We start from the raw sequence: 25,965 nt of genomic DNA on the forward strand, positions 1-25,965 counted from the left end.
GAGGCCGTGCAGGTCGTCGTTCTCGACGTCGATGTCGAGAAGGAACGCATCAGCCTGGGCATCAAGCAGCTTGAAAAGGGTGCTCCGGCCGTTGGCGGCGGCACCGCTGCTGCCGGTTCGCTGAAGAAGAATGACGTCGTCACCGTTTCGGTCCTCGAAGTCCGTGACAACGGCCTGGAAGTCCAGGCTGGCGACGATGGCGCCACCGGCTTCATCAAGCGCGCCGACCTTGGCCGCGACCGCGACGAACAGCGCGCCGAACGTTACCAGGTCGGCCAGAAGTTCGATGCGATGGTCATCGGCTTCGACCGCTCGAAAAAGCCGAACTTCTCGGTCAAGGCGATGCAGATCGCCGAAGAGAAGCAGGCCGTCGCGCAATATGGCTCGTCGGACTCGGGTGCCTCGCTCGGCGACATCCTCGGCGAAGCGCTGAAGGCCGGCAAGAAGGACTGATCCTTTCAGCCTTCGGCCGCAAGGCAAAGAAAAGGCCCGCAGAGTGTCCCTCTGCGGGCCTTTTTCTTATCGTGATATATTTTTGACCGGACCGTGATTCATGATACCTTCGCCGCGCGTTGGGAGGGGTCTCACGCAAAAGGGCCGGCAATGACCGGATGCCCGCCTCGGCGGGTAGGGCGTGACTGTATACATAGGGGAATCACATGATCCGGTCAGAACTGGTTCAGAAGATCGCGAGCGAAAACAGCGATTTGCGGCTTGAAGAAGTCGAGCGCATCGTCGACACCTTCTTCAATTCGATTGTCGACCAGCTCGCCTCGGGCGGGCGGGTCGAACTGCGGGGCTTCGGCGCCTTCTCGACCCGGTCGCGCGACTCGCGCACCGGCCGCAACCCGCGCACCGGCGCGGCGGTCGATGTGAAGGCCAAAAATGTCCCCTATTTCAAACCGGGCAAGGAAATGCGCGAACGCCTGAACGACTGACGTCCGCGAGAAAACACCCGCTTATTCCATCTCGTCATCCTGACCTTGTTTCAGGGTGCATCGCCTGCGCTTCCGCAACGCGCGGCCCCGCAGACAAGCGCGGGCCATGGATGCTGAAACGGCGAGGCCATCGCCGCGGCCAGCATGACGATTGCGATGCGGTGCGGCGTTTATCAGTTCTTGAGCCGGTATCCCGTGCGGAACATCCAGAAGATGACGCCGAGGCACAGCGTCAGGAACAACGCAACCGCGCCCATGCTCACCTCGATGCCGACGTCGCCTTCGCCGAAAAAGGTCCAGCGGAACCCGCTGATGAGATAGACGACGGGGTTGAACAGCGTGATCGTCCGCCATGCCGCGGGCAGCATGTCGAGCGAGTAGAAAGCGCCGCCCAAAAAGGTCAGCGGATAGATGACCAGCATCGGGATGACCTGTAGCTGCTCGAAACTCTGCGCCCAGATGCCGATGATGAAACCGAACAGGCAGAATGTCACCGCCATCAGGACCATGAAGGCGACCATCAGCAGGGGATGAGCGACCTGCACGTCGACAAACAGATGCGCGGTCGCGAAAATGATCGACCCGATGACCACCGATTTGGTTGCCGCCGCCCCGACATAGGCGATCACCGTTTCGAGCGGCGACAGCGGCGCCGACAGCATCTCGTAAATCGTCCCGGTCCATTTGGGCATATAGATGCCGAACGAGGCGTTGCTGATGCTTTCGGTGAACATCGTCAACATCATCAGCCCCGGCACGATGAAGGCGCCATAGGGAACCGAACCGACCTCGCTCATCCGACTGCCGATCGCCGATCCGAAAACGACGAAATACAGCGCCGTGGTGATGACCGGCAGCATCAGGCTGGTCCAGAAGGTGCGCCCGAAGCGCGCCATTTCAAAGGCGTAGATCGCGCGCACGCCGCGCCAGTTTGCGGTCATGCGGCTTCTCCCTTGGCGCCGTTCGATTCATGCACCAGCCCGACGAAAATATCTTCGAGCGAGCTTTGCCTGGTGTGCAGATCCTTGAACTGGACCCCAATGTCGGTCATCCGCCGCAGTAGCGAGGGCACTCCAGTGGCTTCGGCGCGGCTGTCGAATTCATAGACCAGCTCATTGCCCTCGGCCGCCAGCGCCAGCGTCCACTGCGCCAGCTCTTCGGGGACCGCCGCCAGCGGCTCGACGAGATTGAGCGTCAGCGTCTTGCGCCCCAGCTTCTTGATCAGCTCGTCCTTCCGTTCGACCAGGATCAGCCGCCCGCCCGTGATGACCCCCACCCGGTCGGCCATCTCCTCGGCCTCTTCGATATAATGGGTGGTCAGGATGATCGTGACCCCGCGTTCGCGCAGGCCGCGCACCATCTGCCACATATCGCGGCGCAGCTCGACATCGACCCCCGCGGTCGGTTCGTCCAGGAACAGGATTTCGGGTTCGTGCGACAGCGCCTTGGCGATCATCACGCGGCGCTTCATGCCGCCCGACAATTCCATGATCTTGGAATCGCGCTTGTCCCACAGCGACAGGTCGCGCAGCAATTGTTCGATAAACGCCGGGTCGCGCGGCTTGCCGAACAGCCCGCGCGAAAAACTGACCGTCGCCAGCACCGTCTCGAACGCGTCGGTGTGCAGTTCCTGGGGCACCAGCCCGATCAGCGAGCGCGCCGCGCGGTAATCGCGCGCATGGTCGTGTCCGGCGACGGCCACGGTCCCGACGCTGGCCGTCACGATGCCGCAGACGATGCTGATCAACGTCGTCTTGCCCGCGCCGTTCGGCCCAAGAAGCGCGAATATCTCACCCTTGTTGATGGTGAGGTCGACGCCGCTCAACGCCGTGTGACCACTCTTATATGTTTTTCCGAGGCCGGAAATCTCGAGAACTGGAGTCATGCGGCGGGTCTAGCCGAGCCGCCGGGCGGCGTGAAGCGGCAAACATCGCTTGACCTCCACCGGCCCATCGGCTTGACCGGCACCGCGCGTGCGGACGTGGCGAAATCGGTAGACGCAGCAGACTTAAAATCTGCCGGCCTAGTGTCATGCGGGTTCAAGTCCCGCCGTCCGCACCAGAGCCGTCCGGCCTGTTGCCTCAGCGCCGCAGGAATGTTTTCGCCCGGGCGCGCAGCCCCATGCGATCGAGCATCCCCTTCGCCCGCACCGCCAGCCCGTCGACGCCGCGCATCATCGCGAGCGCCGCGCGGTTGCGCAGCGTCGGGCGGAGCAGCAGCACGTCGGCGCAAGCCACCGAGGCGCGGCCGAACTGCGCCTTGTGCGCGCCATCGCCCTCGGTGAAGTCAAAGGCGCGGAAAATCCCTTCGCCATAGAGCGCGCGCATCGCCTCGACGTGCAGCACGGTGCCCGGCGAAAGATCCGCGACATCGGGATCATAGCCCAGATGCGCGTAAAGGAGCACGCCGCGCTCGACCGGCAGGTACAGATAGGCGATCGGCCGATCGCCTCCGAACAGCAGGAAAGCGCGAACCTGTCCCGCCGCCGCCGCCGCGACCGCCGCCGCGACGTCCGCGTCGTCGGTCGGCAACCCCGCCTGCATCAGCCGCGCCTGATAGGTGCGCGCCGACAGCGCACCGGCCACCGCCATGAACTCGGCCACTTCTTCGGCGGTGCGATAGGCGCGTACCGAAAATCCGCCCGCAAACTGGTCCGCCAGCCGCCGCGCCTTGCGCGACAGGGTCGAGCGGGTCTTGGACGAAAAACCCTGCCACCAATCGTCGAACCCCTGCCCCTCCATCGCAATATAGTGGCGGGGATAATGCTGCCGCACCGCGGCCAGCCAGCCGGGCCTTCCGGCCACGATATCTGCAAGCCGGCCCCTGGGCAGCGACCGCAGCATCCAGCCGTCCGGCCCTGGCGGCGGCAGGTCGCCGGGCACGCCCGCGAGCGCCGCGTCCAGGCTGTGCGGCACGACGCGCAGCCGGCGCCGGACATGGCCGAGCGTCCGCCCCGCGACCTCTATACGCAGCGCGACGCCCTCATCCGCCCGATTGTCGTCCTGACGCTGCATTTGCTCCCCATGGATGCGATCACCCTATTCCGGTTTCGCAGCACATGGTTATGATTGGCTTACACGATGTGGAGGCAAAGCGGATAATGACGGCAAGAGGCAGATATGGGCGCACCGCCGGGGTCGTGGCGGTGGCGGCGGCTCTTGCCCTGTCGGTATCGAGTTGCGGCCTGTTCGGCGAGCGCGGTCCGGCCAAGATCGCCGCCATGGGGTCGCTCAACGCCGCGGCGACGCCGCTCGACGGCGAATTGTCCGCCGCCAACGCCGCCCTGCTCGACGCCACATCGCAAGGGCTGGTCAGCTATGACGGCGAGGGCCAGATCGACACCGGCCTCGCCGACCGCTGGACCGTCACCACCGACGGGCGCAGCTATATCTTCCGCCTGCGCGAAGCGAAATGGTCGAACGGCCGCAAGGTGACCGCCGAGGATGTCGCAGCGATCCTGCGCTCCTACCTGGCCCCTGCCAGCCGCCATGTGCTGAAAAGCGATTTCCCGGAGGTCGAGACGATCAGGGCGATGACCGACACGGTCATCGAAATCCGGCTCGCGGTCCCGCAGCCCGCCATCCTCGAACTGCTCGCGCAGCCGTCGATGGCGATCGTCAGCAAGGGGATGGGATGGGGTCCGATGCGGGCGCGAAGGATCGGCCGCGCCGTGCTGTTGTCGCCCGCCCCCGATCCGCTCGCCGACGACCCGGAGGCTGCCGAAGCGGCGGCGAACGATCCGGCATCCTCGATCGAACTGGTCGGCACCTCGCCCGCGGGGGCGCTGGCGCGGTTCAAAAATGGCTATGCCGACGGGGTTCTGGGCGGTCGTTTTTCCACCCTGCCCTATTTCGTCGCGTCGAACATCGGCCGCTCGCGGCTCGTCGTCGATCCCGTCCCCGGGCTGTTCGGCCTGTCCTTTGTCCGCGCCGAGGGGTTTCTTGCCACCGACGCCAATCGCGATGCGCTGGTCCGCGCGATCCGGCGCGAACGGCTGGTCGAAGCCTTCGGTCTGGCCGAATGGCAACCCCAGGTCACGCTGCGTCCGGCGCTTTATGCACGTGACGGCGGCCCCGCACCGCTCGTCCCCGTCTGGGCCGAATATGATGCGGCGTCGCGGATCGCGCAGGCAAAGCGCGTCGTCGATGCCTGGCGCGGCGCAGGGCGCGAGATCGAACCGCTGCGCATCGCCGTCCCCGATTCGCCGGGCGGCCGGATATTGTTCGCCTATGTCGCGGCCGATTTCGCGGCGATTGGCGTGCCCAGCCAGCGGGTAAAAATGGCGTCGACCGCCGACCTGCGCCTGATCGACGAGGTTGCACCCAATGACGACGCGCTGTGGGCGCTGCGCCGCCTGTCGTGCCGCCGCGACACGCTCTGCAATCGCGACGCGCAAAATCTGATCGACCAGGCGACGCGCAACATCGACCTCGGCCAGCGCGCGCAACAGGTCAGCGAGGCCGAAGCCGTGCTGGGTCGCTACGCCCCCTTCATTCCGCTTGCGACACCGCTGCGCTGGTCGGTCGCGTCGCAGCGGCTGACGGGGCTGCGCGCCAACGGCCGCGCACAGCACCCATTGAATCATCTGATCGCCTTACCTAACTAATACAGTGGCGCTCATCCCCGGGCGCTGCCTGAAAGGACCCGAATGGCCCCTTCGACCCCGAACCCCGACGCGATTTTCGACGCGCTGGTCCAAAATCGCACCGATCCGGCGGCGCTGCGCAAGCGCGTCGAAACGATCGAAATCCTGCTCGAACGCAGCTTTGTCATTCCGGGCATCAACCGCCCCGTCGGCCTTGACGCAATCGTCGGGCTTGTCCCGGTGGTCGGCGACGTCATCGCCGCGACGATGGGCGCTTATCTGATCTGGGAAGCGCGCAACCTGGGGATGCCGAAGTGGAAGATCTGGCGGATGGTCGGCAATCTTGGCGTCGATACCGCGCTGGGCGCCGTCCCGCTCGTCGGCGACGCCTTCGACTTCTTTTTCCGGTCGAACACGCGCAACCTGCGGATCATCAAGAAGCATCTCGACCAGCACCATCCCGGCACGATAATCATCGACCAGTAAGGTCCGTCGGCGACCGATCAGCGTATCTGGCGTTTTTCCAGCTTCCGCGCGAGCGTGCGGCGGTGCATTCCCAACCGCCGCGCCGTTTCCGATATGTTGAAGTCGGTTTCGACGAGCGTCTGGTGGATATGTTCCCACTCGACGGTCTTGATCGACGTCGGACGTGCGTCGAGCGGCGCGTCGGCATTGCCCTCGGACCGCTCGAACGCCGCCTCGATGTCGTCGGTGTTCGACGGCTTGGCAAGATAATAGGAAGCGCCGAGCTTGATCGCCTCGACCGCGGTGGCGATGCTGGCAAAGCCGGTCAACACGACAATCCGCATCCCGGCATCGCGGGCGCGCAGCGTCTGGACGCATGCCAGCCCCGATGCACCGCCCAGTTTCAGGTCGACGACGGCATAGCCGGGACGCCAGTCGGCCAGCAAATCGCCCAGCGCGTCGGGACTGTGCGCGACCCGGACTTCATAGCCGCGCCGCTCGAACGACCGTTTGAGCGTGCGGGCGAACGCCTCGTCATCCTCGACGATCAGCAATTGCCGCCGCTCGTGTCCTGCCTCGCTCATGCCGCGTCTCCATCGACGCGCGCGAGCGCCGAAATGGGAAGGAATATCCGCACCAACGCCCCGCCCGCGTCGCGGTTGGACACGCTGGCGCCGCCGCCCAGCTTGCGCAGGACGTTGACGAGCAGGAACAGCCCGAGCCCGCCGCCCGGACGTCCCTTGGTCGAACGATAGGGTTGCCCGAAATTCTCCAGCATCTCAGGACTGAATCCCGGCCCACGATCGGCGATTTCGATCACCAGCATGTCGCCGTCGCGCGACACCGTGAAGCTGGTCCAGTCGGGCGAAACCTCAGCCGCATTGTCGAGCACATTGCCGATCACCTGCCGCAGCGCCGGGTCCGACACGATCGCGACATCGGCGCCGAAACGGTCGTTGAACTCGACCGTGTCGGGCCGTCGCACCGCGCGGGTGTGCGCGACAATCTCGTTGAACGCGGCGCGCATCGTGGTCAGCTGCGGCGCCTCGCCGCGCGCTTCGCCCGCCGACATCAATATGCCGCTGACGATCGCCTTGCAGCGCCCGACCGCCGCATCCATGTCGGCCAGATCCTCTTGCAACTCGCGGTCGTCCTTCAGCCGCGTCGCCGTTTTCCAGTCGCCGATCAGCACCGACAGCGTCGATAGCGGCGTCCCCAGTTCATGTGCAGCGCCCGACGCAAGCAGCCCCATGCGGACGATATGATCCTCCTCGGCGGCACGTTGGCGGCTGGCGGCGAGCGCCGCGTCGCTGTCGCGCAAATTGCGGCTGATCCGCGTGACGAAAGCGACGAGCAGCACCGCGATGAGCAGGAAACACACAAAGCTGCCTTGCAGGTAAAGCGCCATCGGGTCGGCATCATAAGGCGGTGGCAGGACCAACGGCGTAGGGTCGATGCGCAGCGCCGCCAGCGCGGCAAGCGCCGCGACGACGATCGCCCACGACGAACGCGGGGTCAGCAGGATCGCGCCGATCACGACCTGCAGCAGGAACAGCGACGCGAAGGGGTTGGTCAGCCCGCCGCTGTGGTGGAGTTGCCACCCCAACGCCGCGACATCGAACAACAAAGCCGCGGTCAGTTCGATGTTGGTGACCGCGCGGCCGCGACGCAGCAAGGCGATGCTTGCGAAATTGATTGCGACCAGCACCATGATCGCAGCGAGCAGCGGCGCGCGCGCCAGCGATATGCCCATCGGGCCGTTGACGATGCCGATCGTCGCGAGCTGCCCGCCGACCGCCAGCCAGCGCAGTTGGATCAGCAGCGCCATGTTGCGGCGGCCGGCGCTGGCGCCGGCCGGGCCTTTGGCCTCCGCGTCGGGCAAGGTCGTGGGGCTGGTCATCAGTCCCGAATACGCCACAGGCGCCACGCAAAAAAGAGGGTGAGCGCGCAAAGCGCAAACCAGGTCAGCGCATAGACCAGATGATGGTCGCGAAACTGCACCACGGTCAGTCCGCCGACCGGGTATCCGTCGGGGTTCGGCGACGCGTCGGCATCGACGAAATAGGGGGCGGTCCGGGCCAGTCCCTTCGCCCGGGCGATGGCCGCGACATCGCGCGAATACCAGCGCCCCGCCGACGGATCGTTCGTGCGCAGGAAGCCCCCGTCGGGCTCGGTCAGGCGCAGCAGTCCGGTCACCGTCACCGCACCCGCAACATTCCCTGCCGCGCGGGCGTGCGGATCGCGCCGGTTCGTCGTCACAAAGCCGCGATTGACGAGCAGGGTGAAGCCGGGCGTTTCAAGCGGCGTCATCACCCAGAAACCCGCACCGCGATCGGTCACCGCCTGCACCAGCACCTCGTCGCCATGGCGAAAGCGGCCCGTTGCCGTGACGCGGCGATAGGCGTCCGGTCGCGCGCTGATCCGGGGCCACGCGTCCGGCCCCGGCGCCGCCACCGGCGCCGCACCGATGCGCGCGTCGACCGCCGCGATCAGTTCATGCTTCCAGACGCGCCGTTCGAGCTGCCACACTCCGAGCACCGCGAGCGCCGCGGCCGCAATGAGCGCCGCCGCGGCAAAGGCCGCGCGGCGGGACCGGATCAAGGCACCTGGCCCGCCGTCTGGCTCGTCGGTTCGTGCGGCATCGGCATCATGTTGGTGTTGAGGTGATGCATCACCCACAGCGACCCCGCGAGCATGATGACCACGACGATGACCGTGAAGATCAGCGATGTCAGCGACCAGCCGCCCTCTGCCTTGGGCGTCATATGGAGGAAATAGACCATGTGGACGACGATCTGCACCACCGCGAAACCCATGATGATCGCCCCCGTCGCGCCCGCGCTCAGCGGCATCGTCATCACCAGCCAGAACGGGATGGCGGTCAGGACGACCGACAGCACAAAACCGATGACATAGTCGCGCATAGACGCGTGCGGCATTTCGATCTCGCCGTGACCATGCGCAGCGGCGTGGGGATCGACGCTCATCGCAGCACTCCCATCAGATAGACAAAGGTGAAGACGCCGATCCACACGACGTCGAGGAAGTGCCAGAACATCGAAAGGCACATCACGCGGCGCTTGTTCGCGGCGATCAGGCCGTGCTTCGACAGCTGGACCATCAACGTCACCAGCCAGATGATGCCGAAGGTGACGTGCAGCCCGTGCGTGCCGACGAGCGTGAAGAAGGCCGACAGAAAGGCGCTGCGCTGCGGCGTCGCGCCCATCTCGATCAGGTGGTGGAATTCGTACAGCTCGATGCCGAGAAAGGCGAGCCCGAACAGCCCGGTGATCGCCAGCCAGATCTGCACGCCGCGCACCTTGCCCTGCTGCATCTGGAGCACCGCAAAGCCATAGGTGATCGACGAGAAGAGCAGCATCGCGGTGTTGAGCGCGATCAGCTTCAGGTCGAACAAATCCTTGGGCGCCGGGCCAGCGGCATAGCTGCCGCCGAGCACGGCGTAGCAGGCGAAAAGGATCGCAAAGATGAGGCAGTCGCTCATCAGGTAGATCCAGAAGCCCAGCATCGTGCTGTGCCCTTCGGGATGGGCATGTTCGTCGAGGTCGTAGAACTGGACGGGTTCGTCCGCCGAGGTGGGCGCGGTGATGGTCTTGGCACTCATCGCATCAGGCTCCGGCCGCCAGCTGGCGGGTGCGCGCATCCTCGACCGCGGTGACCGTGGCCGCCGAGATGTGGAAATCGCGCTTGTAGTTGAAGGTGTGAATGATCGCGCCGGCAATCGTGGCGACGAAGCTGACCGCGACAAGCCACCAGATGTGCCAGACCAGCGCAAAGCCCATCACCAGGCAGAACCCCGACAGGATCATCCCCGCCCCGGTGTTGCTCGGCATATGGATGTCGCGATAGCCGCTGACCGGGCGCTGGTGCCCGCGCTTCTTCATGTCGTACCACGCGTCGAGGTCGTGGATGACGGGCGTGAAGGCGAAATTATAGTCGGGCGGGGGCGAGCTGGTCGCCCATTCGAGCGTGCGACCACCCCACGGATCGCCGCCGGTTTCGTCGCGCAGTTCCTTGCGACGCCAGATGCTCACCGCGAACTGGACCAGCATCGCGCCGATACCCGCGGCGACGATCAGCGCGCCGATCCCTGCGATCACGAACCAGATTTGCAGGCTCGGGTCGTCGAACACGCGCATCCGGCGGGTCACGCCCATCAGGCCCAGGATATAGAGCGGCGTGAAGGCGACCCAGAAACCGACGACCCAGCACCAGAAGCTGATTTTGCCCCAGAAAACGTCGAGCTTGTAGCCAAACGCCTTGGGCCACCAGTAATTGATCGCCGCAAACAGGCCGAACAACACGCCGCCGATGATGACATTATGGAAATGCGCGATCAGGAACAGCGAGTTGTGGAGCACGAAATCGGCGGGCGGCACCGCGAGCAGCACCCCGGTCATGCCGCCGATAACGAACGTCAGCATGAAGGCGATCGTCCACATCATCGGCAGTTCGTAGCGGATGCGGCCGCGGTACATGGTGAACAGCCAGTTGAAGAGTTTGGCCCCCGTCGGGATCGAAATCACCATCGTCGTGATGCCGAAGAAGCTGTTGACGCTGGCCCCCGACCCCATGGTGAAGAAATGGTGCAGCCAGACGAGATACGACAGGATCGTGATGCAGATCGTCGCATAGACCATCGACGTATAGCCAAAGAGGCGCTTGCCCGAGAAGGTCGAGGTAACTTCCGAAAAGACGCCGAACAGCGGCAGGATCAGGATATAAACCTCCGGGTGGCCCCAGATCCAGATCAGGTTCACATACATCATCGGCGATCCGCCGAGGTCGTTGGTGAAGAAATTGGTGCCGACATAGCGGTCGAGACTGAGCAGCACGAGCGTCGCGGTCAGGATCGGGAAGCTTGCGACGATCAGGATGTTCGAGCAGAGCGAGGTCCAGGTAAAGACGGGCATCTTCATCAGCCCCATGCCCGGCGCGCGCAGCTTCAGGATGGTGACGATCAGGTTGATGCCCGACAGGGTCGTGCCGACCCCGGCTATCTGAAGCCCCCAGATATAATAATCGACGCCGACATTGGGGCTGTAGGCGATCCCCGACAAGGGCGGATAGGCGAGCCAGCCGGTCTGCGCATATTCGCCGACGAACAGCGAGATCATCGTCAGCACCGCGCCCGATGTCGTCATCCAGAAGCTGAAATTGTTGAGGAAGGGAAAGCTGACGTCGCGCGCGCCGATCTGGAGCGGGACGATATAGTTCATCAGTCCGGTGATGAACGGCATCGCGACGAAGAAGATCATGATCACGCCGTGCGCCGTGAACACCTGGTCATAATGATGCGGGGTGAGGTATCCTTCCGACCCGCCGAACGCCATCGCCTGTTGCAGGCGCATCATAATCGCGTCGGCAAAGCCGCGCAGGAACATGATCAGCCCCAGGATCATGTACATGATCCCGATGCGCTTGTGGTCGACGGTGGTGAACCATTCGGTCCACAAATATCCCCAGAGTCGGAACTTGGTGATCAGGCCAAGCACGGCGATGCCGCCAAGGACGACGCCGATGAAGGTGACGACCAGGATGGGTTCGTGCAGCGGCAGCGCGTCGAGCGACAGCTTGCCAAGGAACGGGCCGGTTTCGGGGGCGGGATGCGGGATGGTCATGGGACTCTCGGGCTCGTTCAGGACATCGGGCGGGGTGCGGCCGGCGCGTTCAGCGCGGTGCGTTCGGGCCGCCCCGGATGGGGAAGCCCCTCACCCTTCAGCTTCGCGGGCGCGACGGGCTTTGCGTCGGGACGGTCGTTCGACATCACCGGTGCGCTGCAATAGGCCGCGACATAGCGCATGCCCCAACGCGCGACGTCGACGGTGCCGCGCGCGGCGAACTTGTCATAGGTGACCTGCCGGACATTGCCGATGCCCGCGATCCCCGCGCCGCCCGCGGCGTCGAGCGACATCATATCGTGCATGCACATCTTGCCGGGTTCGACGCACATGTTGACGACCGCGTCGAACAGCTGCGGATCGCTCGCGGCGAAGCGGCGGACCGGCTCCTTGTGCGTCGGCTTTTCCAGCTTCAGATATTCGGCGCGGCCGAGATCGCCTTCGGCCGACGCCTTTGTCGCGGCGACCCATTTATCGAACGCGTCCGCGGGCAGGCTTTTGACCGCGAAGCGCATGTTGGAAAAGCCCCAGCCCGAATAATTGGCCGAAAAGCCTTCATAATCGCCGGTCTTGTCGAACACGCCGTGCAGCTTCGTCTCCATGCCCGGCATCGCGTAAATCTGCCCCGCAAGCGCGGGCACGTAAAAGCTGTTCATCACCGACGAGGACGAAATGCGGAACCGGATCGGCCGGTTCACCGGCAGCGCCAGCTCGTTCACCGTCGCCACCCCCTGTTCGGGATAGATGAACAGCCATTTCCAGTCGAGCGCGACAACCTGGACGTCGAGCGGCTTGACTTCGGCCGCGACGGGCTGGCCCGGCCCGGTGCGCGCCAGCGGGCGATAGGGGTCGAGCAAATGCGTCGCGACCCAGGTCACCGCGCCCAGGCAGATGATGATCAGCAGCGGTGCCGACCAGATCACCAGTTCAAGCTGCGTCGAATGGTCCCAGTCGGGTTTATAGGTCGCATCCTTGTTCGACGCGCGATATTTCCAGGCAAAAAAGATCGTCAGCGCCATCACCGGCACGATGATCAGCAGCATCAACACCGTCGACAGGACGATCAGATCACCCTGCTGGCGCGCCACATCGCCGGCGGGATCGAGCACGATCAGCCCGCAACCCGACAAAAGCGGCAGCGCGGCGACCAGCGGCAACAGCCGCGTCCGGGCGAAAAAACGGGGGAGATTGCTTGGCATGATGCGCGCCTAGGCCTCCTTTGTTGCACTGCACATAGGACATTTTGTCCAATCCCGCGATCGGTCATCATCGCGCAGGGACATTTTCATTCCGGGCGCTTTTGCCCTATGAACGACTCGTGCCCCTGCATCCTGACGTGCGGCGGGCGCCAGCTCAAGGATTGTTACCATGGCTGCCGATACCGTGCCCACCACCGAGGTCGAACGCGACGCCCGCGCCCTCCACGGCGCCGACGACCAAGGGGGCCACCGCATCGACCCTGCCGAGATCGCGATCGGCGTCATCATCGGCCGCACCTCCGAATTTTTCGACTTCTTTGTCTATGCCATCGCCTCGGTGCTGGTATTTCCGAAGCTGGTCTTTCCGCACCTCGACCCGCTGACCGGCACGCTCTGGTCGTTCGCGATCTTTGCCCTCGCCTTCGTCGCGCGTCCGGTCGGCACGATCATCTTCACCGCGATCGACCGTGCCTATGGCCGGGGCGCAAAGCTGACGATCGCGCTGTTCCTACTTGGCGGTTCGACCGCCGCGATCGCCTTCCTCCCCAGTTATCAGTCGATCGGCATCGGCGCGGCGCTGCTGCTCGCACTGTTCCGCATGGGCCAGGGTGTGGCGCTTGGCGGTTCGTGGGATGGTCTCGCCTCGCTGCTTGCGCTCAACGCGCCCGAAAACAAGCGCGGCTGGTATGCGATGATCCCTCAGCTCGGTGCGCCGCTCGGCCTGATCGTTGCCAGCCTGCTCTTCATGTTCCTGATCTCGGCGCTTCCGGCGGAGGATTTCCTCGCCTGGGGATGGCGCTATCCCTTCTTCGTCGCCTTTGCGATCAACGTCGTCGCGCTGTTCGCGCGGCTGCGCATCGTCGTGACCCCCGAATATGCCGAATTGTTCGAGAATCGCGCGCTTCAGCCGGCGCCCTTGCTCGACACGGTGCGCTCGGAATGGAAGACGATCGTCATCGGCACCTTCGCACCGCTTGCCAGCTTCGCGATGTTCCACATGGTCACCGTCTACCCGCTGTCGTGGGTGTTCCTGTTCACCGACGAAACCCCGGTCCGCTTCCTGATGATCGAGGCGATCGCCGCAGTCTTCGGTATCGCGACGATCATCGCATCGGGCGCGCTCGCCGACCGCTTCGGCCGCCGCACGGTTCTCGCCGCGACCGCTGCTGCCATCGCGGCGTTCAGCGGCTTCGCGCCCCAGCTGCTCGATGCCGGCGGATTGGGCGAAGCGACCTTCATGATCCTCGGCTTTGCGCTGCTCGGCCTGTCGTTCGGCCAGTCGTCGGGGGCGCTGTCGTCGAACTTCCAGCCGCGCCACCGTTACACCGGCTCGGCCTTCACCTCCGATCTCGCCTGGTTGTTCGGCGCCGGCTTCGCGCCGATGGTCGCGCTCTGGCTGTCGAGCCAGTTCGGGCTGATTGCGGCGGGTGCCTATCTGCTTTCGGGCGCGATCGGCACGCTCGTCGCGCTCTGGCTCAACCGCGAGCTCGCCAGCACGATCGGCTGACGTCGGCATTGGCATCGGGCGGGCGTCGCGCACCAACAAGTTGCCTGCCCGCCCATTTGGCGGCGCGGCCGAAGTAGGGCATGATGGCAACCGAAAGGAGCTTTTCATGTCCGATCGCAACACCCCCAGCCGCCGCGAGCTGATCGCGGGGGCCGCCGCGCTCACCGCCGCCCCCACCCTGCTCCACGCCGCGACGCCCCGGATTGCACCGACGCTGAAGGGGCGCACGATTCTGATCACCGGCGCGTCGAGCGGTTTTGGCCGGATCGGCGCGCTGTTCTACGCCCGGCTTGGCGCCAAGGTGATCGCGACGATGCGAAACGTCCCGCGACCCGAGGCAGAATCGCTGGCCGCCGAAGCCGCGAAGGAGAAACTCGACGTGCAGATCGTCGAGATCGACGTCACCGACGACGCCTCGGTCGCCAGCGGGTCCGCGCAGGCGCTCGAACTGGCGGGCGGCCGCATCGACACGTTGATCAACAATGCCGGGATCGGCATCACCGGACCGGTCGAGGTGCAGGATATGGAGGCCACCCGCCTGATCTTCGACACCAATGTGTTCGGCATCCAGCGGATGCTGCGCGCGCTGTTACCGCAGATGCGCGTGGCAAAGGGCGGGCAGGTCTTCAATATCTCGTCACAGCTCGGCCGGGTGATCGTGCCCGGCGGCGGTCATTATTCGGCGACCAAATTCGCCGTCGAGGCCTTGTCCGAACAGCTCGCCTATGAACTGGTGCCGCACGGGATCGACGTGACGATCATCCAGCCCGGCGGCTATCCGACCCGCGTGTGGCAGAACCGCAACATCTATACCGGGGCGCTGCGCGATCGCAGCGAGGCGGCGCTGCTCGCAGCCTATGCGCCGTTCACACGCGGCATGGGGACCGAGGACGGCAGCGGCCGCAGCGCGGACCCAGCCGACGTGCCGCTTGCCATTGCCGAGATCATGGCGATGCCCGCCGGCAAGCGGCCGCTGCGCCGCGCGGTCCATCCGGGCAACAAGCCGCAGGAAGCGATCAACCGCGTTTCGGCGGAGGTCCAGCTCGCGTGGCTCGGCGGTGGCGGGCTCGGCCCGCTGGTCAAGGCGGTTCACGACTGATCCGTCACAAGTCCGTCATTTAAGTCATTGCATTCCGACGCGTTCAAGCAACGCGGATGACATCATCCTCTGCAATCGGTGCGCCACCTCCAAACCGGGACGTTCGAGTCCCGGGGCTCAACCGGAAAACAGGGGAAACTGCATGTCACATCTTACCGATGACGCCCGCGCGCCGTATCGCGACGAAACCGATAGCCTGCCGGGTCCTGGCAGCCTCGAAGCGATCGTTGCCGAAAATCCGTCGCGCCGCACGCTGCTTCGCAACGGCCTGTTCGGCCTGTCGATCATCCCCGCCGCCGTGCTGGCCGGTTGCGACGACAGCAACGCCGAACCCCCGGTCACGGTAACGCCGACCCCCAGCCCCACGCCGACCCCGACGCCGCCGCCGGTCAGCTATGCGGTCACGTTCGCCGCGGTCGCCGCGAGCCAGGAGGACAAGGTCACTGTGCCCGCGGGTTACACCGTCGACGTGCTGCTGAAGGCCGGCGATTCGGTTGAGGCCGGCGCGGGCTATTCGGGCAGTTTTCCGACGCCCGCGGTCGCCGAAAAATGGGCCGGCGGCAATCATGACGGGATGGAGTATTTCACCCTGCCCGGCGTCGACGCCAATGTTGGCGGCCTGCTGGCCCTGAATTTTGAATATCCCGATTTCAACATCCTGATGGCGGGCGGATATAATGCCGCGACCGCAACCGCCGACCAAAAGGCACTGGCGCTGTCGGCGGTCGGGATCGGCGTCGTCGAAATCGCCAAGGGCACCGACGGCAAATGGGCGGTGAGGTCGGGGTCGACCTATAACCGCCGCTATACCGGCAACAGCAGCTATCGCGCCGGGGGCCCCGCCGCGGGCCTGCTGTCGGGCAGCATCAAGGGTATGCTGAACAATTGCGCGAGCGGCCGCACGCCGTGGGATACCTATCTGACCTGCGAGGAAACCACCGACAATTATTTCGACCCGACGCAGCCCGCGACCAATTATGGCTGGGTGGTCGAAATCGATCCGCTGCGCGAACTGGCCCAGCCGACAAAGCGCACCGCGATGGGCCGTTTCGATCACGAAAATGTCGCCTTCATGGCGAACAGCGACCGCCGCGTGGCTTTTTACATGGGCGACGACAGCACGCCGGGGTGCATCTATAAATTCGTCCCCGACCGCGCTTACAGCACGACCAATCGTGCCGCCAACACCGAACTGCTCGACTATGGCACGCTGTATGTCGCGCGCTTCAACGGCGACGGCACGGGCGAATGGCGCGCGCTGGTCGTCGGGCAGAACGGCCTGACCGCAGGCGCGTCGGACCCCGGCAACACCAGCCAGAGCACGACGCCGCCGACGCCGACCATCGTCAATTTCAACAACCAGGCCGATGTGCTGATCAACTGCAAGTCGGCGGCCCGGGTCGCCGGCGGCACGGTCATGGACCGTCCCGAGTGGATCACCGTCGCACCCGACAACAAGGCGGTGTTCGTCACGCTGACCAACAACAGCGGTCGCCGCGTCACCGACCCCGCCAACCCCCGCGTCACCAACCTGCACGGCCATATCATCAAGTTCCGCGAGGAGGGCGATTCGCCGGTTGCGACGACATTCAGCTGGGAAATCTTCCTGGCCGCAGGCGACCCGTCGCTTTCGGCGGGCGGCAGCAACCTGGTCGGCAACATCAACGGCGACACATTTTCCAGCCCCGACGGCATCCGTATCGATCCGCAAGGCCGCATGTGGGTGCAGACCGACCACAGCGTCCCCGGCAATTCGGGCGTCGCGGGCCGGAGCATCGATCAGGCCTTTGGTCATAATGCGATGTTCTACGTCGACCAGGTGACCAAGCAGTCGAAGCGTTTTCTGGTCGGCCCGCTCGGTTGCGAGATCACGGGCCTGGCCTATACGCCCGACCTGAAGACCTTTTTCGTCAACATCCAGCACCCGACGGGCAACTGGCCGGTGGCCGGCGAGCCGCCGCGATCGTCGACTATCGTGGTGCGCCGCACCGACGCCCAGCCGGTCGGCAACTGACCGCACGGCCCGTCCGCCCCTGTCGTCAGGGGCGGACGGGCGTCACGGCGCGCGCTTCGGCGGTGGTGGCGGCGATCCGTCGGGCGTCTGCGACATCAGCGTCACGCACATCGTCCGGTGCACCGGGTGGCGGCCGCACGCGATCCCGGCATAGCGATGCGTCGGGCGGAGCAGGCTGTGGCGATGGCCGCGGCCCGGCACCCCGTCGTCGATCAACAGCTGGTCGACGACGCCCGCAGGGCTGTGATGCCCATAGGTGATCACTTCGTTGACATAGGGCCCGCCGCCCCGCGCCCGCATCCGTTCGCCGGGGCCGCGACCGCGGGTATAATGGCCGACCGCGCCCGATCGCGACTGGACCGCGACATGGTCCGCCGCCGCCTGCGCCAGCCGGTCGCTCCATTCGAGTTCGGCCAGCGGCTTTTCCCGCCGAAGGTCGCGGATCGCTTCATCGACCGCGGCGACGCCCTCATGCGTCATAATGTCGATTTCGCTGTCCTCGTCGCCGATCAACAGCTTGCCATCGAAACGCGGGCGATAGTCGCGCAGAAAGTCGGCATAGGCGGCCGGATCGCTGCGAAAGCGGTTGAGTTCGGTGAAAACGCCTTGCTCGAACCGGCTCGGCGCGGCGACGGCGACCGTCGCACCAAGGGTGAGGATGGCGGCGGCGGCGAGAAGGCGCGATTTCGTCATGGCGGGTGCGATAAAGGCCCAAGTCTGAACCGGGCGCAACGGCAAAGACTGGCGCCGGGCGCGACTTGGCGCTAGGGGCGCTGCAACAGCGGCGCCGCACCGAACAGCGCGCCCGATCTCACGGAGTTTTTATGGGTTTCAAATGCGGCATCGTCGGCCTGCCCAACGTCGGCAAGTCCACCCTGTTCAACGCGCTCACCGAAACCGCGGCGGCACAGGCGGCGAATTATCCCTTCTGCACGATCGAGCCGAATATCGGCAATGTCGCGGTGCCCGACGCGCGGCTGGAGAAACTGGCCGCCATCGCGAGCAGCAAGAAGATCATCGCGACCCAGCTCGCCTTCGTCGATATTGCGGGGCTGGTGCGCGGCGCGTCAAAGGGCGAAGGGCTGGGCAACCAGTTCCTCGGCAATATCCGCGAAGTCGATGCGATCGTCCATGTCCTGCGCTGTTTCGAGGATGACGACATCCAGCATGTCGAAAACAAGGTCGATCCGGTCGCCGACGCCGAAACCGTCGAGACCGAGCTGCTGCTGTCCGACCTCGAAAGCCTGGAAAAGCGCGTTCCCGCCTTTGCCAAAAAGGCCGCGCAGGGCGACAAGGAAGCCAAGATCGCGGCATCGGTGCTGGGCCAGGCGCTCGACCTGCTGCGCGACGGCAAGCCCGCGCGGCTGGTCGAACCGAAGGATGACGAGGAAGCCCGCGTGTTGCGGACCGCGCAGCTCCTGACCTCGAAACCTGTTCTCTACGTCTGCAACGTCGATGAAGGCAGCGCCGCGAACGGCAATGCCTTTTCCGAAAAAGTGTTCGCCAAGGCGGCGGCGGAAGGCGCGCAGGCCGTCGTCGTTTCGGCGGCGATCGAGAGCGAGCTGGTGACGATGGACATGGCCGACCGGCTGGAATTCCTCGAAGAAATGGGCCTCCACGAAACCGGCCTCGCGCGCGTCATTCGCGCCGGTTACGAACTGCTCCACCTGATCACCTTCTTCACCGTCGGCCCGCAGGAAGCGCGCGCCTGGACCGTCCACAGCGGCGCCACCGCGCCCGAAGCCGCGGGCGAGATCCACAGCGATTTCCAGAAGGGCTTCATCCGCGCCGAAACGATCGCCTATGACGACTATGTCGCGCTGGGCGGCGAAGCAAAGGCGCGCGAAGCCGGCAAGCTGCGCGCCGAGGGCAAGGCCTATGTCGTCCACGACGGCGACGTGATGCATTTCCTGCACAGCTGATCGGGCTTGCCGAGGCCTTAGTGCGTCGCAGGATGCGTCGGCGCACGTCGAGAATGGCTGCCTTGTCGCTTTAAGCGGAGGAACGGAATTTCGCCGTTTTCAAAGAGCGGGCATCAGGCTGGCATGGGGAAATAATGCAGGAAAGCCCCGTTTTGGATGGCGCCGCGTCGGCTTTGGGGTGGGAAGCGGACGTTACAAAGGCTCCAAGGCTTGCTCGGCAGGCCAGTCGTAAGGCGGCGGTTCAAATCTGTGTGCAGTATCCGGCTCGTTGGCAACGCCCAGCACACGCTGCTCGCGATAGCGGAATGCGCCATGATATTGATCCCCGCCAGCTCCATTGACGATGTAAAGATGCCCTGACTTCAGTGGTTCCGCAGGCACCACTGACTGCCAGTTCTCCGGTGCAACGCCATAGAATAGTGGAAAAATCTCGCACTTAACATTGTCTGTTGCGTTCTCGATCCGCCAGACAGTCTTCCCCGATTCATCGCGAACTGAGAAATAGCTGGGGCAAAATCCCGTTTCCCCAAAGAACCAGTCCTTACCGGCGCCTGCAAAGGCCAATCGACCGTTCAAGAAAACGGCATTAACCGGGTAATCAGCGCTGCACGAACTAAGGACGGCCGCCGCCGCTAACACCCATAAAAAAGTCCGCGCCACCCGTGTCCTCCATATGCCGCCCTCGAACTTATGACGACCGGCCGAAGTCCGCAATTGGTCGCTAGCGGCCTTTTCAGGAACCTAAGGCTCGAACGCAGCCAGGATCGGGCATGGTCCCTTGTCGGTCGCCGCGCATTGGTCGGCGAGGCGGGCGAGCGCGCTGCGGGTTTCGGTCATCTGGGCGATCTTGGCATCGAGCGCCTCGATCCGCTGGCGGGCCAGCGCCCGGACGCGGACCCGGTCGTCGCTTTCCTCAAGCGCCAGCAGGTCGGAAATTTCGTCGAGCGTGAAACCCGACGCCTGCGCCGACCGAATGAATTTCAGGCGCCGGAGATCGTCGGCGTCGTAGCGGCGGACACCCGCCCCCCAACCGTCGCCGCCGCTGCGCGTCGGCGTCCCCATCAGGCCGCGGCGTTGATAATAACGGATTGTTTCGACCCCAACCGCGCCGGCGGCGGCCAATTTGCCGATCGTGAGCTGCATCGCTTGACTCCGTACTATGGTACGGAAGTTATAGGGGCTGCATGACACGCCAAGCAACCCTCCATCGCATGGTCATGCCGGGGCACACCTGCCCCTATGGCCTCAAGGCAAAGTATCTGCTGCAACGCCGCGGTTTTGCCGTCGACGACCGATGGCTGACGACGCGCGCCGAGACCGATGCATTCAAGGCCGAGCATGGCGTCAAGACGACGCCGCAGACTTTCATCGACGGTGTCCGCATCGGCGGATATGACGATCTGCGCCGCCATTTCGGGCTGAAGGTCGCCGATCCCGACGCGACGAGCTATATCCCGGTGATCGCCCTCTTCGCGATGACCGCGCTGATGGCGCTCGCGGCAAGCTTCGCGGTCGAGGGGAATGCTTTCACCTTGCGCGCCGCCGAATGGTTCATCTCGTTCAGCATGATCGTCCTTGCGCTGCAGAAGTTGCAGGACGTCGACAAGTTTGCGACGATGTTCCTGAATTACGACCTGCTCGCGCGCCGCTGGGTTCCCTACGCGAGCATCTATCCCTTTGCCGAGGGCTTCGCGGGCGTGCTGATGACCGCCCACGCGCTGCCCTGGCTGTCGATCCCGGTCGCGCTGTTCATCGGCACGATCGGCGCGGCATCGGTGTTCAAGGCGGTCTATATCGACCGGCGCGACATCAAATGCGCCTGCGTCGGCGGCAGCAGCAAGGTGCCGTTGGGATTTGTCTCGCTGACCGAAAATCTGATGATGATTGCCATGGCATTTTGGATGCTGGGGAGGATGATGTGACCGTGACGATGGATCGGCGGCAATTGCTGTTCGCGGGCGGCGCCGCGGCGCTTGTCCCCTGGCTGCCCGCCTGGGCGCAGCCGGTTTCGTCGGGCCTGCCGACGGTCAGCGGCAGCGACATCCACCTCAAGATCGCGCACCGGATGCTGACGATCGATGGCAAGACCAGCCATGCGATCGGCATCAACGGCACGATCCCCGGCCCGCTCGTCCGGCTGAAGGAAGGGACGGACGCGCGTATCCACGTTACCAACGCGCTGGACGGCGAGGACAGTTCGATCCACTGGCACGGGCTGATCCTGCCGTTCCACATGGACGGGGTGCCCGGCATCAGCTTTCCGGGCATCGCGCCCGGCAAGAGCTTTACCTATGAATTTCCGGTCCGGCAGTCGGGCACTTACTGGTATCACAGCCATTCGGGGTTGCAGGAACAGGTCGGCCATTATGGTCCGCTCGTCATCGACCCCGCGGGCGCCGACCCCGTGGCCTATGACCGCGAACATGTGATCCTGTTGTCGGACCACAGCGCGCTCCATCCGCATATGATCTTCAAGAAGCTGAAACAGATGGGCGGCTATTTCAACCACCGCAAACAGACGCTCGCCGGCCTGATCGCCGGGAGGGACCAGCCGCTGAAGGACCGCGTCGAATGGGGCGCGATGCGGATGGACCCCACCGACATCAGCGACGTTACCGGCGCGACCTATCGCTATCTGGTCAACGGGCTTGGCCCGCGCGACAATTGGACCGGGCTGTTCCGTCCCGGCGAGCGGGTGCGGCTGCGCATCATCAATGCGTCGGCGATGACGACGTTCAACGTGCGCATCCCCGGCCTGATGATGGAGGTCGTGCAGGCCGACGGGTTGAACGTCCGCCCCGTCCGCGTCGGCGAGTTCCAGATCGCCGTCGCCGAAACCTATGACGTCGTCATCACACCCGGCGACGAAGCCTATTCGCTGATCGCCGAAACGTCGGACAGGTCGGGCATGGCGCGCGCGACGCTGGCGCCGCGCGCCGACATGGTCGCGGCGGTTCCCCCGCTGCGCGAACGCCCGCTGGCGACGATGCAGGACATGGGCATGGGCGGCACGGAGCATGGCGGCATGGATTATGGCGCGATGGGCCACGGCGCGATGGGCCATGGTGGGGGGCCGGACGGCGGCATGGACCACAGCATGCGGGACATGCGCCTGGCCCCGACGGTGAAGGACACGCCGACGGTGCAGAGCATATCGCCGATGCCGGTCGACCGCACCGGCGACCCCGGTCAGGGGCTGGAGAACGAAGCCGACGTGCTGACCTATCGCGACCTCGTCGCGCTCGACCGCAACCCCGACACGCGCGCGCCGTCGCGGCAGATGCAGATCCACCTCACCGGCAATATGGAACGCTATATGTGGGCGTTCGACGGGGTGAAGATGAACGAGGTCAAGGCGCCGATCCCGTTCACGCTGGGCGAGCGCGTGCGCGTGACATTGGTCAACGACACGATGATGGCGCATCCCATCCACCTGCACGGCCATTTCTTTGAACTGGTCACCGGCAAAGGCGACCATGCGCCGCGCAAGCATACGGTCAACGTCCAGCCGGGCGGCAAGGTCAGTTTCGACCTGACCGCCGACGCGCCGGGCGACTGGGCATTCCACTGCCACCTCCTCTATCACATGCACGCGGGGATGATGCAGGTGGTCACCGTCCGCCCGGCGGAGGATGCGGCATGAGCCTGTTCGCCCTCCTGCTCGTCGCCGCGCAGCACCAGGGGCACGACATGCCCCCCGCCCCGGCCTGCACCGCCGAACATGCCGCAATGGGTCATTGCGAGATGCCGAAGCCGGAAGCCCCGCCACCGCCCCCCGCCCCGGCTTGCACACCCGAACATGCGGCGATGGGTCACTGCACGATGCCGGAAGAGCCCAAGCCCGCAGCGCCCGCCTGCTCCCCCGAACATGCCGCGATGGGGCACTGCTCGCGTCCCGAAACCGGCACCCCCGGCGTGGGCAATGCCGCTCCCCCGCCTGCGCCGCGCGTCGGCGCCGCCGATGCGATCTTCGGCGCCGACGCCATGGCCACCGCCCGCGCGCAGCTTTATGCCGAGCATGGCGGCGGCAGCGTATCGAAAATCATGCTCGATCAGGCCGAAGTCCGCGTCGGCGGCGGCGAAGAGACCTATGTCTGGGACGCCGAAGCCTGGTTCGGGGGCGACATCGACAAGCTCGTCGTCAAGAGCGAGGGCGAAGGCGAATTCGGCGGGCCGTTCGAGGGCGGTGAGGTGCAGGCGCTTTGGGGCCGTGCGATCGGACCCTATTTCGATTTCCAGGCCGGCATCCGGCAGGATTTCGGGCCGGGCGCGTCGCCGACCCACGCCGTCATCGGCTTCGAGGGGCTTGCGCCCTATTGGTTCGATATCGAAGTCGCGGTGTTCGTGTCGCACAAGGGCGACGCCACCGGCCGCTTCGAGGCGAGCTATGACCAGCGCATCACGCAGAGCCTGATCCTGCAACCTTGGGCCGAGCTGAATTTTGCGGCGCAGAATGTGGTCGAGCGCGGCGTCGGCGCGGGCCTGTCGAGCGTCGAACTGGGCCTTCGCCTGCGGTACGAAATCGAACGCGAACTGGCGCCCTATGTCGGCTTTGTCTGGGAACGCAAGGTCGGCAAGACCGCGCGCTTCGCACGCGCCGATGGCGAAGACCCGTCGCGTCCGGCGTTTGTCGCGGGGGTGCGCTTCTGGTTCTGACGCGCGCGGCGCATTGATGTAACGCGGCGCTCGTCTATCGAGGGTTCATCGATTCGCGCCCGCACGGAGCCAGCCATGTACAACCGCCGCCATTTCCTTGCCGGGGCGACGCTCGCCGGCCTTGCCGCCCCCGCGATCCTGCGCGCCGAGGGCGGGATTTTCCGCGACTTCCCGTTCAGCCTTGGGGTCGCCGCGGGCGATCCGGCCAGCGACGGTTTCGTCATCTGGACCCGGCTCGCGCCCGAACCGATGGAACCGCACGGCGGGATGCCGCTCGCGAATGTGCCGGTCGACTGGGAGGTCGCGAGCGACGGCGGCTTTCGCAGCATCGTCGCCAAGGGCACCGAACTGGCGCGCCCCGAACTGGCGCACAGCGTCCATGTCGAGGTCGCGGGACTCCAGCCCGACCGTCCCTATTATTACCGCTTCACCGCGGGCGGCGAACGCAGCCTGCGCGGCCGTGCCCGCACCCTGCCCGCGCCGGGCGCCAAGGCCGATGCGCTGAAATTCGGGGTCGCGGGATGCCAGCATTTCGAGGCGGGTTTCTTTGGCGCCTATCGCCACCTCGCGCGCGAGGACCTTGCCTTCGTCTATCATTATGGCGACTTCATCTATGAATATAGCGAGGAATATCTGTTCAACACCGGGCTGCCGACGCGGCCGGTGCGCAAACATGCCTTCCGCGCGCTCGTCGACGTCAATGATTTCCGGGGCGCCTATGCCCAGCAGCTTGGCGACATCGACTTGCAGGCGGCGCGCTGCACCCATGCCTTTCTGTCGAGCTTCGACGATCACGAAATCCGCAACGACTGGGTTTCGGACATCGACAATTGGAAACTCGGGCTCGACGTGAACGACCCCGAAGCCGCGCCCCCCGAAATCTTCATGCTCAAGAAACAGGCGGCGATGCAGGCGTGGTACGAACATATGCCCGTGCGCAAGGCCTTGCTGCCCCGCGCCGGGATGGTCGCGATGAACCGCGAGTTCCGATACGGCGACCTGATGGCGATGCAATTGCTCGACACGCGGCAATATCGCAGCGACCAGCCCTGCGACGACGGCTTCAAACCCGCCTGTCCGGCGGTGTTCGACAAGGATGCGCAGGTTCTGGGCAAGGCGCAGGAAGAATGGCTGGGCCGCAACCTCGCCAGGGGCGGCGCGACGTGGAATGCCTTTGCGCAGCAAATCACGATGATGTCGCTCGACCGGCGGCGCAAGGCGGACGAACCGAAGAAGATCGTCAATCTGGACAGCTGGGCAGGCTATGAAGCCCCGCGCGAGCGCATCCTGTCGCGCATGGCGGGATTGAAGAATAATGTCGTGCTGACCGGCGACGAGCATCAGAATTTCTGCGGCGACCTGGTGGCAAAGGACAAGCTCGTCGGCGCCGAGTTCGTCGCAACCTCGATCTCGTCGGGCGGCGACGGCAGCGACAGGCGCAATGGCACCGACATGTTCCTGAACCAGAACCCCGAACTGAAATTCGCCAACGACCAGCGCGGTTATCTGGTGTGCGAAGTGAACCGCGAGGCGTGGCAGACGCATTTCATGGTGGTCGACAAGGTGACGACCCCGGTGAACAATCTGTCCAAACGCGCGACGGGCGTGGTCGAACGCGATGTCGCCGGGATCAAGATGGCATGATGTGTCGCCGGATGGTCACACAAGACCCATAGCGGACCGACCATGAACCGCTTTGTCCCGTTTCTGCTCGCCCTGTTCCTGCCCTTTGCCGCGCTGGCGCAAGAGGGCGACGCGCGCGCGCCGGTCACGATCCTGATCTCGATCGACGGATTCCGCGCCGATTATCTGGATCGCGGCATCACACCCAACCTGTCGCGGCTGGCCGCGGACGGCGCGCATGGGAAGCTGCGCCCGTCCTTCCCGACCAAGACCTTTCCCAACCATTATGCGATGGTGACGGGCAAACGCCCCGACAAT

26 protein-coding genes and 1 tRNA gene are annotated in these 25,965 nt (G+C 65.0%); 14 read left to right on the forward strand and 13 right to left on the reverse strand.

What is annotated here, in order from left to right; all coding sequences use genetic code 11:
- Both A3E77_RS09390 and A3E77_RS09395 read left to right on the forward strand, forming a co-directional pair.
- On the forward strand, nucleotides 1–453 hold a 453-nt coding region (locus tag A3E77_RS09390), incomplete at its 5' end, for a S1 RNA-binding domain-containing protein (protein WP_293645254.1).
- A 206-nt stretch (nucleotides 454–659) separates the two neighbouring features.
- Nucleotides 660–938, forward strand: a complete 279-nt coding sequence (locus tag A3E77_RS09395; RefSeq protein WP_293645256.1) for an integration host factor subunit beta — start codon at nucleotides 660–662, stop codon at nucleotides 936–938.
- Between the two features lie 173 nt (nucleotides 939–1,111).
- Here A3E77_RS09395 and A3E77_RS09400 read toward each other — a convergent pair whose 3' ends face one another.
- Entirely contained in the window at nucleotides 1,112–1,879 is a 768-nt protein-coding gene (locus tag A3E77_RS09400; RefSeq protein WP_293645258.1) for an ABC transporter permease, read from the reverse strand.
- On the reverse strand, nucleotides 1,876–2,823 hold the full coding sequence (locus A3E77_RS09405) for an ABC transporter ATP-binding protein (RefSeq protein WP_293645260.1): 948 nt from the start codon (nucleotides 2,821–2,823) through the stop codon (nucleotides 1,876–1,878). The genes A3E77_RS09400 and A3E77_RS09405 overlap by 4 nt, the downstream gene beginning before the upstream one ends.
- Before the next feature lie 90 nt (nucleotides 2,824–2,913).
- Here A3E77_RS09405 and A3E77_RS09410 point away from each other — a divergent pair.
- Nucleotides 2,914–2,999 (forward strand) — tRNA-Leu (locus A3E77_RS09410).
- Between the two features lie 20 nt (nucleotides 3,000–3,019).
- Here A3E77_RS09410 and A3E77_RS09415 read toward each other — a convergent pair.
- Nucleotides 3,020–3,952, reverse strand: a complete 933-nt coding sequence (locus A3E77_RS09415; protein ID WP_293645263.1) for a GNAT family N-acetyltransferase — start codon at nucleotides 3,950–3,952, stop codon at nucleotides 3,020–3,022.
- A gap of 86 nt (nucleotides 3,953–4,038) precedes the next feature.
- Here A3E77_RS09415 and A3E77_RS09420 point away from each other — a divergent pair, with 86 nt between their 5' ends.
- Both A3E77_RS09420 and A3E77_RS09425 read left to right on the forward strand, forming a co-directional pair.
- Nucleotides 4,039–5,544, forward strand: coding sequence for an ABC transporter substrate-binding protein (locus tag A3E77_RS09420; protein WP_293645265.1), 1,506 nt, complete (start codon nucleotides 4,039–4,041; stop codon nucleotides 5,542–5,544).
- 42 nt (nucleotides 5,545–5,586) lie between these two features.
- Nucleotides 5,587–6,009 (forward strand): DUF4112 domain-containing protein, encoded by a 423-nt coding sequence (locus tag A3E77_RS09425; RefSeq protein WP_293645267.1) that lies wholly within the window; start codon nucleotides 5,587–5,589, stop codon nucleotides 6,007–6,009.
- Nucleotides 6,010–6,026: 17 nt separating this feature from the next.
- Here A3E77_RS09425 and A3E77_RS09430 read toward each other — a convergent pair whose 3' ends face one another.
- From A3E77_RS09430 to cyoA, 7 genes are read right to left on the reverse strand one after another with little or no spacing between them, the layout of a single operon-like run.
- Entirely contained in the window at nucleotides 6,027–6,572 is a 546-nt protein-coding gene (locus A3E77_RS09430) for a response regulator transcription factor (protein WP_293645269.1), read from the reverse strand.
- Nucleotides 6,569–7,888: an ATP-binding protein gene (locus A3E77_RS09435; protein ID WP_293645271.1), complete on the reverse strand. Its 1,320-nt coding sequence runs from the start codon at nucleotides 7,886–7,888 to the stop codon at nucleotides 6,569–6,571. Before A3E77_RS09435 ends, A3E77_RS09430 begins: the two co-directional genes overlap by 4 nt.
- On the reverse strand, nucleotides 7,888–8,589 hold the full coding sequence (locus A3E77_RS09440) for an SURF1 family protein (RefSeq protein WP_293645273.1): 702 nt from the start codon (nucleotides 8,587–8,589) through the stop codon (nucleotides 7,888–7,890). The genes A3E77_RS09435 and A3E77_RS09440 overlap by 1 nt, the downstream gene beginning before the upstream one ends.
- A complete protein-coding gene (gene cyoD, locus A3E77_RS09445; RefSeq protein WP_293645275.1) occupies nucleotides 8,586–8,975 on the reverse strand; it encodes a cytochrome o ubiquinol oxidase subunit IV in 390 nt (129 codons plus the stop codon). The genes A3E77_RS09440 and cyoD overlap by 4 nt, the downstream gene beginning before the upstream one ends.
- Nucleotides 8,972–9,610: a cytochrome o ubiquinol oxidase subunit III gene (cyoC, locus tag A3E77_RS09450; protein WP_293645277.1), complete on the reverse strand. Its 639-nt coding sequence runs from the start codon at nucleotides 9,608–9,610 to the stop codon at nucleotides 8,972–8,974. Before cyoC ends, cyoD begins: the two co-directional genes overlap by 4 nt.
- Before the next feature lie 4 nt (nucleotides 9,611–9,614).
- The gene (gene cyoB / locus A3E77_RS09455) at nucleotides 9,615–11,627 is read right to left on the reverse strand and encodes a cytochrome o ubiquinol oxidase subunit I (RefSeq protein ID WP_293645279.1); all 2,013 of its coding nucleotides are present in this window, start codon (nucleotides 11,625–11,627) and stop codon (nucleotides 9,615–9,617) included.
- A gap of 17 nt (nucleotides 11,628–11,644) precedes the next feature.
- The gene (cyoA, locus tag A3E77_RS09460) at nucleotides 11,645–12,826 is read right to left on the reverse strand and encodes a ubiquinol oxidase subunit II (RefSeq protein WP_293645281.1); all 1,182 of its coding nucleotides are present in this window, start codon (nucleotides 12,824–12,826) and stop codon (nucleotides 11,645–11,647) included.
- 169 nt (nucleotides 12,827–12,995) lie between these two features.
- Here cyoA and A3E77_RS09465 point away from each other — a divergent pair, with 169 nt between their 5' ends.
- The 3 genes from A3E77_RS09465 (at nucleotide 12,996) to A3E77_RS09475 (ending at nucleotide 17,446) form a co-directional block, all read left to right on the forward strand.
- Nucleotides 12,996–14,333 carry an MFS transporter gene (locus A3E77_RS09465; protein ID WP_293645283.1) on the forward strand — a complete coding sequence of 446 codons (1,338 nt, stop codon included), beginning with the start codon at nucleotides 12,996–12,998 and terminating at the stop codon, nucleotides 14,331–14,333.
- 106 nt (nucleotides 14,334–14,439) lie between these two features.
- The gene (locus A3E77_RS09470) at nucleotides 14,440–15,432 is read left to right on the forward strand and encodes an SDR family NAD(P)-dependent oxidoreductase (RefSeq protein WP_293645285.1); all 993 of its coding nucleotides are present in this window, start codon (nucleotides 14,440–14,442) and stop codon (nucleotides 15,430–15,432) included.
- 142 nt (nucleotides 15,433–15,574) lie between these two features.
- Nucleotides 15,575–17,446: a PhoX family protein gene (locus A3E77_RS09475; protein WP_293645287.1), complete on the forward strand. Its 1,872-nt coding sequence runs from the start codon at nucleotides 15,575–15,577 to the stop codon at nucleotides 17,444–17,446.
- 42 nt (nucleotides 17,447–17,488) lie between these two features.
- Here A3E77_RS09475 and A3E77_RS09480 read toward each other — a convergent pair whose 3' ends face one another.
- Nucleotides 17,489–18,139 carry a CAP domain-containing protein gene (locus A3E77_RS09480; protein WP_293645289.1) on the reverse strand — a complete coding sequence of 217 codons (651 nt, stop codon included), beginning with the start codon at nucleotides 18,137–18,139 and terminating at the stop codon, nucleotides 17,489–17,491.
- 131 nt (nucleotides 18,140–18,270) lie between these two features.
- Here A3E77_RS09480 and ychF point away from each other — a divergent pair, with 131 nt between their 5' ends.
- Nucleotides 18,271–19,368 carry a redox-regulated ATPase YchF gene (ychF, locus tag A3E77_RS09485; protein ID WP_293645291.1) on the forward strand — a complete coding sequence of 366 codons (1,098 nt, stop codon included), beginning with the start codon at nucleotides 18,271–18,273 and terminating at the stop codon, nucleotides 19,366–19,368.
- 192 nt (nucleotides 19,369–19,560) lie between these two features.
- Here the strand turns inward: ychF and A3E77_RS09490 are convergent, their stop codons facing one another.
- Together A3E77_RS09490 and A3E77_RS09495 are read right to left on the reverse strand one after the other, a co-directional pair.
- Complete coding sequence (locus A3E77_RS09490) at nucleotides 19,561–20,028, reverse strand: hypothetical protein (protein ID WP_293645293.1); 468 nt, start codon at nucleotides 20,026–20,028, stop codon at nucleotides 19,561–19,563.
- A gap of 81 nt (nucleotides 20,029–20,109) precedes the next feature.
- Nucleotides 20,110–20,511, reverse strand: coding sequence for a MerR family transcriptional regulator (locus A3E77_RS09495; RefSeq protein ID WP_293645295.1), 402 nt, complete (start codon nucleotides 20,509–20,511; stop codon nucleotides 20,110–20,112).
- A 41-nt stretch (nucleotides 20,512–20,552) separates the two neighbouring features.
- Here A3E77_RS09495 and A3E77_RS09500 point away from each other — a divergent pair, with 41 nt between their 5' ends.
- The 5 genes from A3E77_RS09500 to A3E77_RS09520 form a co-directional block, all read left to right on the forward strand.
- Entirely contained in the window at nucleotides 20,553–21,290 is a 738-nt protein-coding gene (locus A3E77_RS09500) for a glutaredoxin family protein (RefSeq protein WP_293645297.1), read from the forward strand.
- Nucleotides 21,287–23,011 carry a copper resistance system multicopper oxidase gene (locus A3E77_RS09505; protein WP_293645299.1) on the forward strand — a complete coding sequence of 575 codons (1,725 nt, stop codon included), beginning with the start codon at nucleotides 21,287–21,289 and terminating at the stop codon, nucleotides 23,009–23,011. The genes A3E77_RS09500 and A3E77_RS09505 overlap by 4 nt, the downstream gene beginning before the upstream one ends.
- Nucleotides 23,008–24,024 (forward strand): copper resistance protein B, encoded by a 1,017-nt coding sequence (locus tag A3E77_RS09510; protein ID WP_293645301.1) that lies wholly within the window; start codon nucleotides 23,008–23,010, stop codon nucleotides 24,022–24,024. Before A3E77_RS09505 ends, A3E77_RS09510 begins: the two co-directional genes overlap by 4 nt.
- Nucleotides 24,025–24,099: 75 nt before the next feature.
- Nucleotides 24,100–25,668 (forward strand): alkaline phosphatase D family protein, encoded by a 1,569-nt coding sequence (locus A3E77_RS09515; RefSeq protein ID WP_293645303.1) that lies wholly within the window; start codon nucleotides 24,100–24,102, stop codon nucleotides 25,666–25,668.
- A gap of 42 nt (nucleotides 25,669–25,710) precedes the next feature.
- Nucleotides 25,711–25,965: alkaline phosphatase family protein (locus tag A3E77_RS09520; protein WP_293645305.1), on the forward strand; the 255-nt coding region annotated here is incomplete at its 3' end.

The sequence above is a fragment of the Sphingopyxis sp. RIFCSPHIGHO2_12_FULL_65_19 genome, from assembly GCF_001830555.1.
Taxonomy (GTDB): domain Bacteria; phylum Pseudomonadota; class Alphaproteobacteria; order Sphingomonadales; family Sphingomonadaceae; genus Sphingopyxis.

Coding starts and splice junctions, on each gene's coding strand:
- cyoA (WP_293645281.1), bottom strand. CDS start 12,826: ATGCCAAGCAATCTCCCCCGTTTTTTCGCCCGGACGCGGCTGTTGCCG.
- A3E77_RS09395 (WP_293645256.1), top strand. CDS start 660: ATGATCCGGTCAGAACTGGTTCAGAAGATCGCGAGCGAAAACAGCGAT.
- A3E77_RS09480 (WP_293645289.1), bottom strand. CDS start 18,139: ATGACGAAATCGCGCCTTCTCGCCGCCGCCGCCATCCTCACCCTTGGT.
- A3E77_RS09405 (WP_293645260.1), bottom strand. CDS start 2,823: ATGACTCCAGTTCTCGAGATTTCCGGCCTCGGAAAAACATATAAGAGT.
- A3E77_RS09515 (WP_293645303.1), top strand. CDS start 24,100: ATGTACAACCGCCGCCATTTCCTTGCCGGGGCGACGCTCGCCGGCCTT.
- cyoD (WP_293645275.1), bottom strand. CDS start 8,975: ATGAGCGTCGATCCCCACGCCGCTGCGCATGGTCACGGCGAGATCGAA.
- cyoB (WP_293645279.1), bottom strand. CDS start 11,627: ATGACCATCCCGCATCCCGCCCCCGAAACCGGCCCGTTCCTTGGCAAG.
- A3E77_RS09510 (WP_293645301.1), top strand. CDS start 23,008: ATGAGCCTGTTCGCCCTCCTGCTCGTCGCCGCGCAGCACCAGGGGCAC.
- A3E77_RS09495 (WP_293645295.1), bottom strand. CDS start 20,511: ATGCAGCTCACGATCGGCAAATTGGCCGCCGCCGGCGCGGTTGGGGTC.
- A3E77_RS09435 (WP_293645271.1), bottom strand. CDS start 7,888: ATGACCAGCCCCACGACCTTGCCCGACGCGGAGGCCAAAGGCCCGGCC.
- A3E77_RS09430 (WP_293645269.1), bottom strand. CDS start 6,572: ATGAGCGAGGCAGGACACGAGCGGCGGCAATTGCTGATCGTCGAGGAT.
- A3E77_RS09500 (WP_293645297.1), top strand. CDS start 20,553: ATGACACGCCAAGCAACCCTCCATCGCATGGTCATGCCGGGGCACACC.
- A3E77_RS09415 (WP_293645263.1), bottom strand. CDS start 3,952: ATGCAGCGTCAGGACGACAATCGGGCGGATGAGGGCGTCGCGCTGCGT.
- A3E77_RS09420 (WP_293645265.1), top strand. CDS start 4,039: ATGACGGCAAGAGGCAGATATGGGCGCACCGCCGGGGTCGTGGCGGTG.
- A3E77_RS09465 (WP_293645283.1), top strand. CDS start 12,996: ATGGCTGCCGATACCGTGCCCACCACCGAGGTCGAACGCGACGCCCGC.
- A3E77_RS09470 (WP_293645285.1), top strand. CDS start 14,440: ATGTCCGATCGCAACACCCCCAGCCGCCGCGAGCTGATCGCGGGGGCC.
- A3E77_RS09475 (WP_293645287.1), top strand. CDS start 15,575: ATGTCACATCTTACCGATGACGCCCGCGCGCCGTATCGCGACGAAACC.
- A3E77_RS09425 (WP_293645267.1), top strand. CDS start 5,587: ATGGCCCCTTCGACCCCGAACCCCGACGCGATTTTCGACGCGCTGGTC.
- ychF (WP_293645291.1), top strand. CDS start 18,271: ATGGGTTTCAAATGCGGCATCGTCGGCCTGCCCAACGTCGGCAAGTCC.
- cyoC (WP_293645277.1), bottom strand. CDS start 9,610: ATGAGTGCCAAGACCATCACCGCGCCCACCTCGGCGGACGAACCCGTC.
- A3E77_RS09400 (WP_293645258.1), bottom strand. CDS start 1,879: ATGACCGCAAACTGGCGCGGCGTGCGCGCGATCTACGCCTTTGAAATG.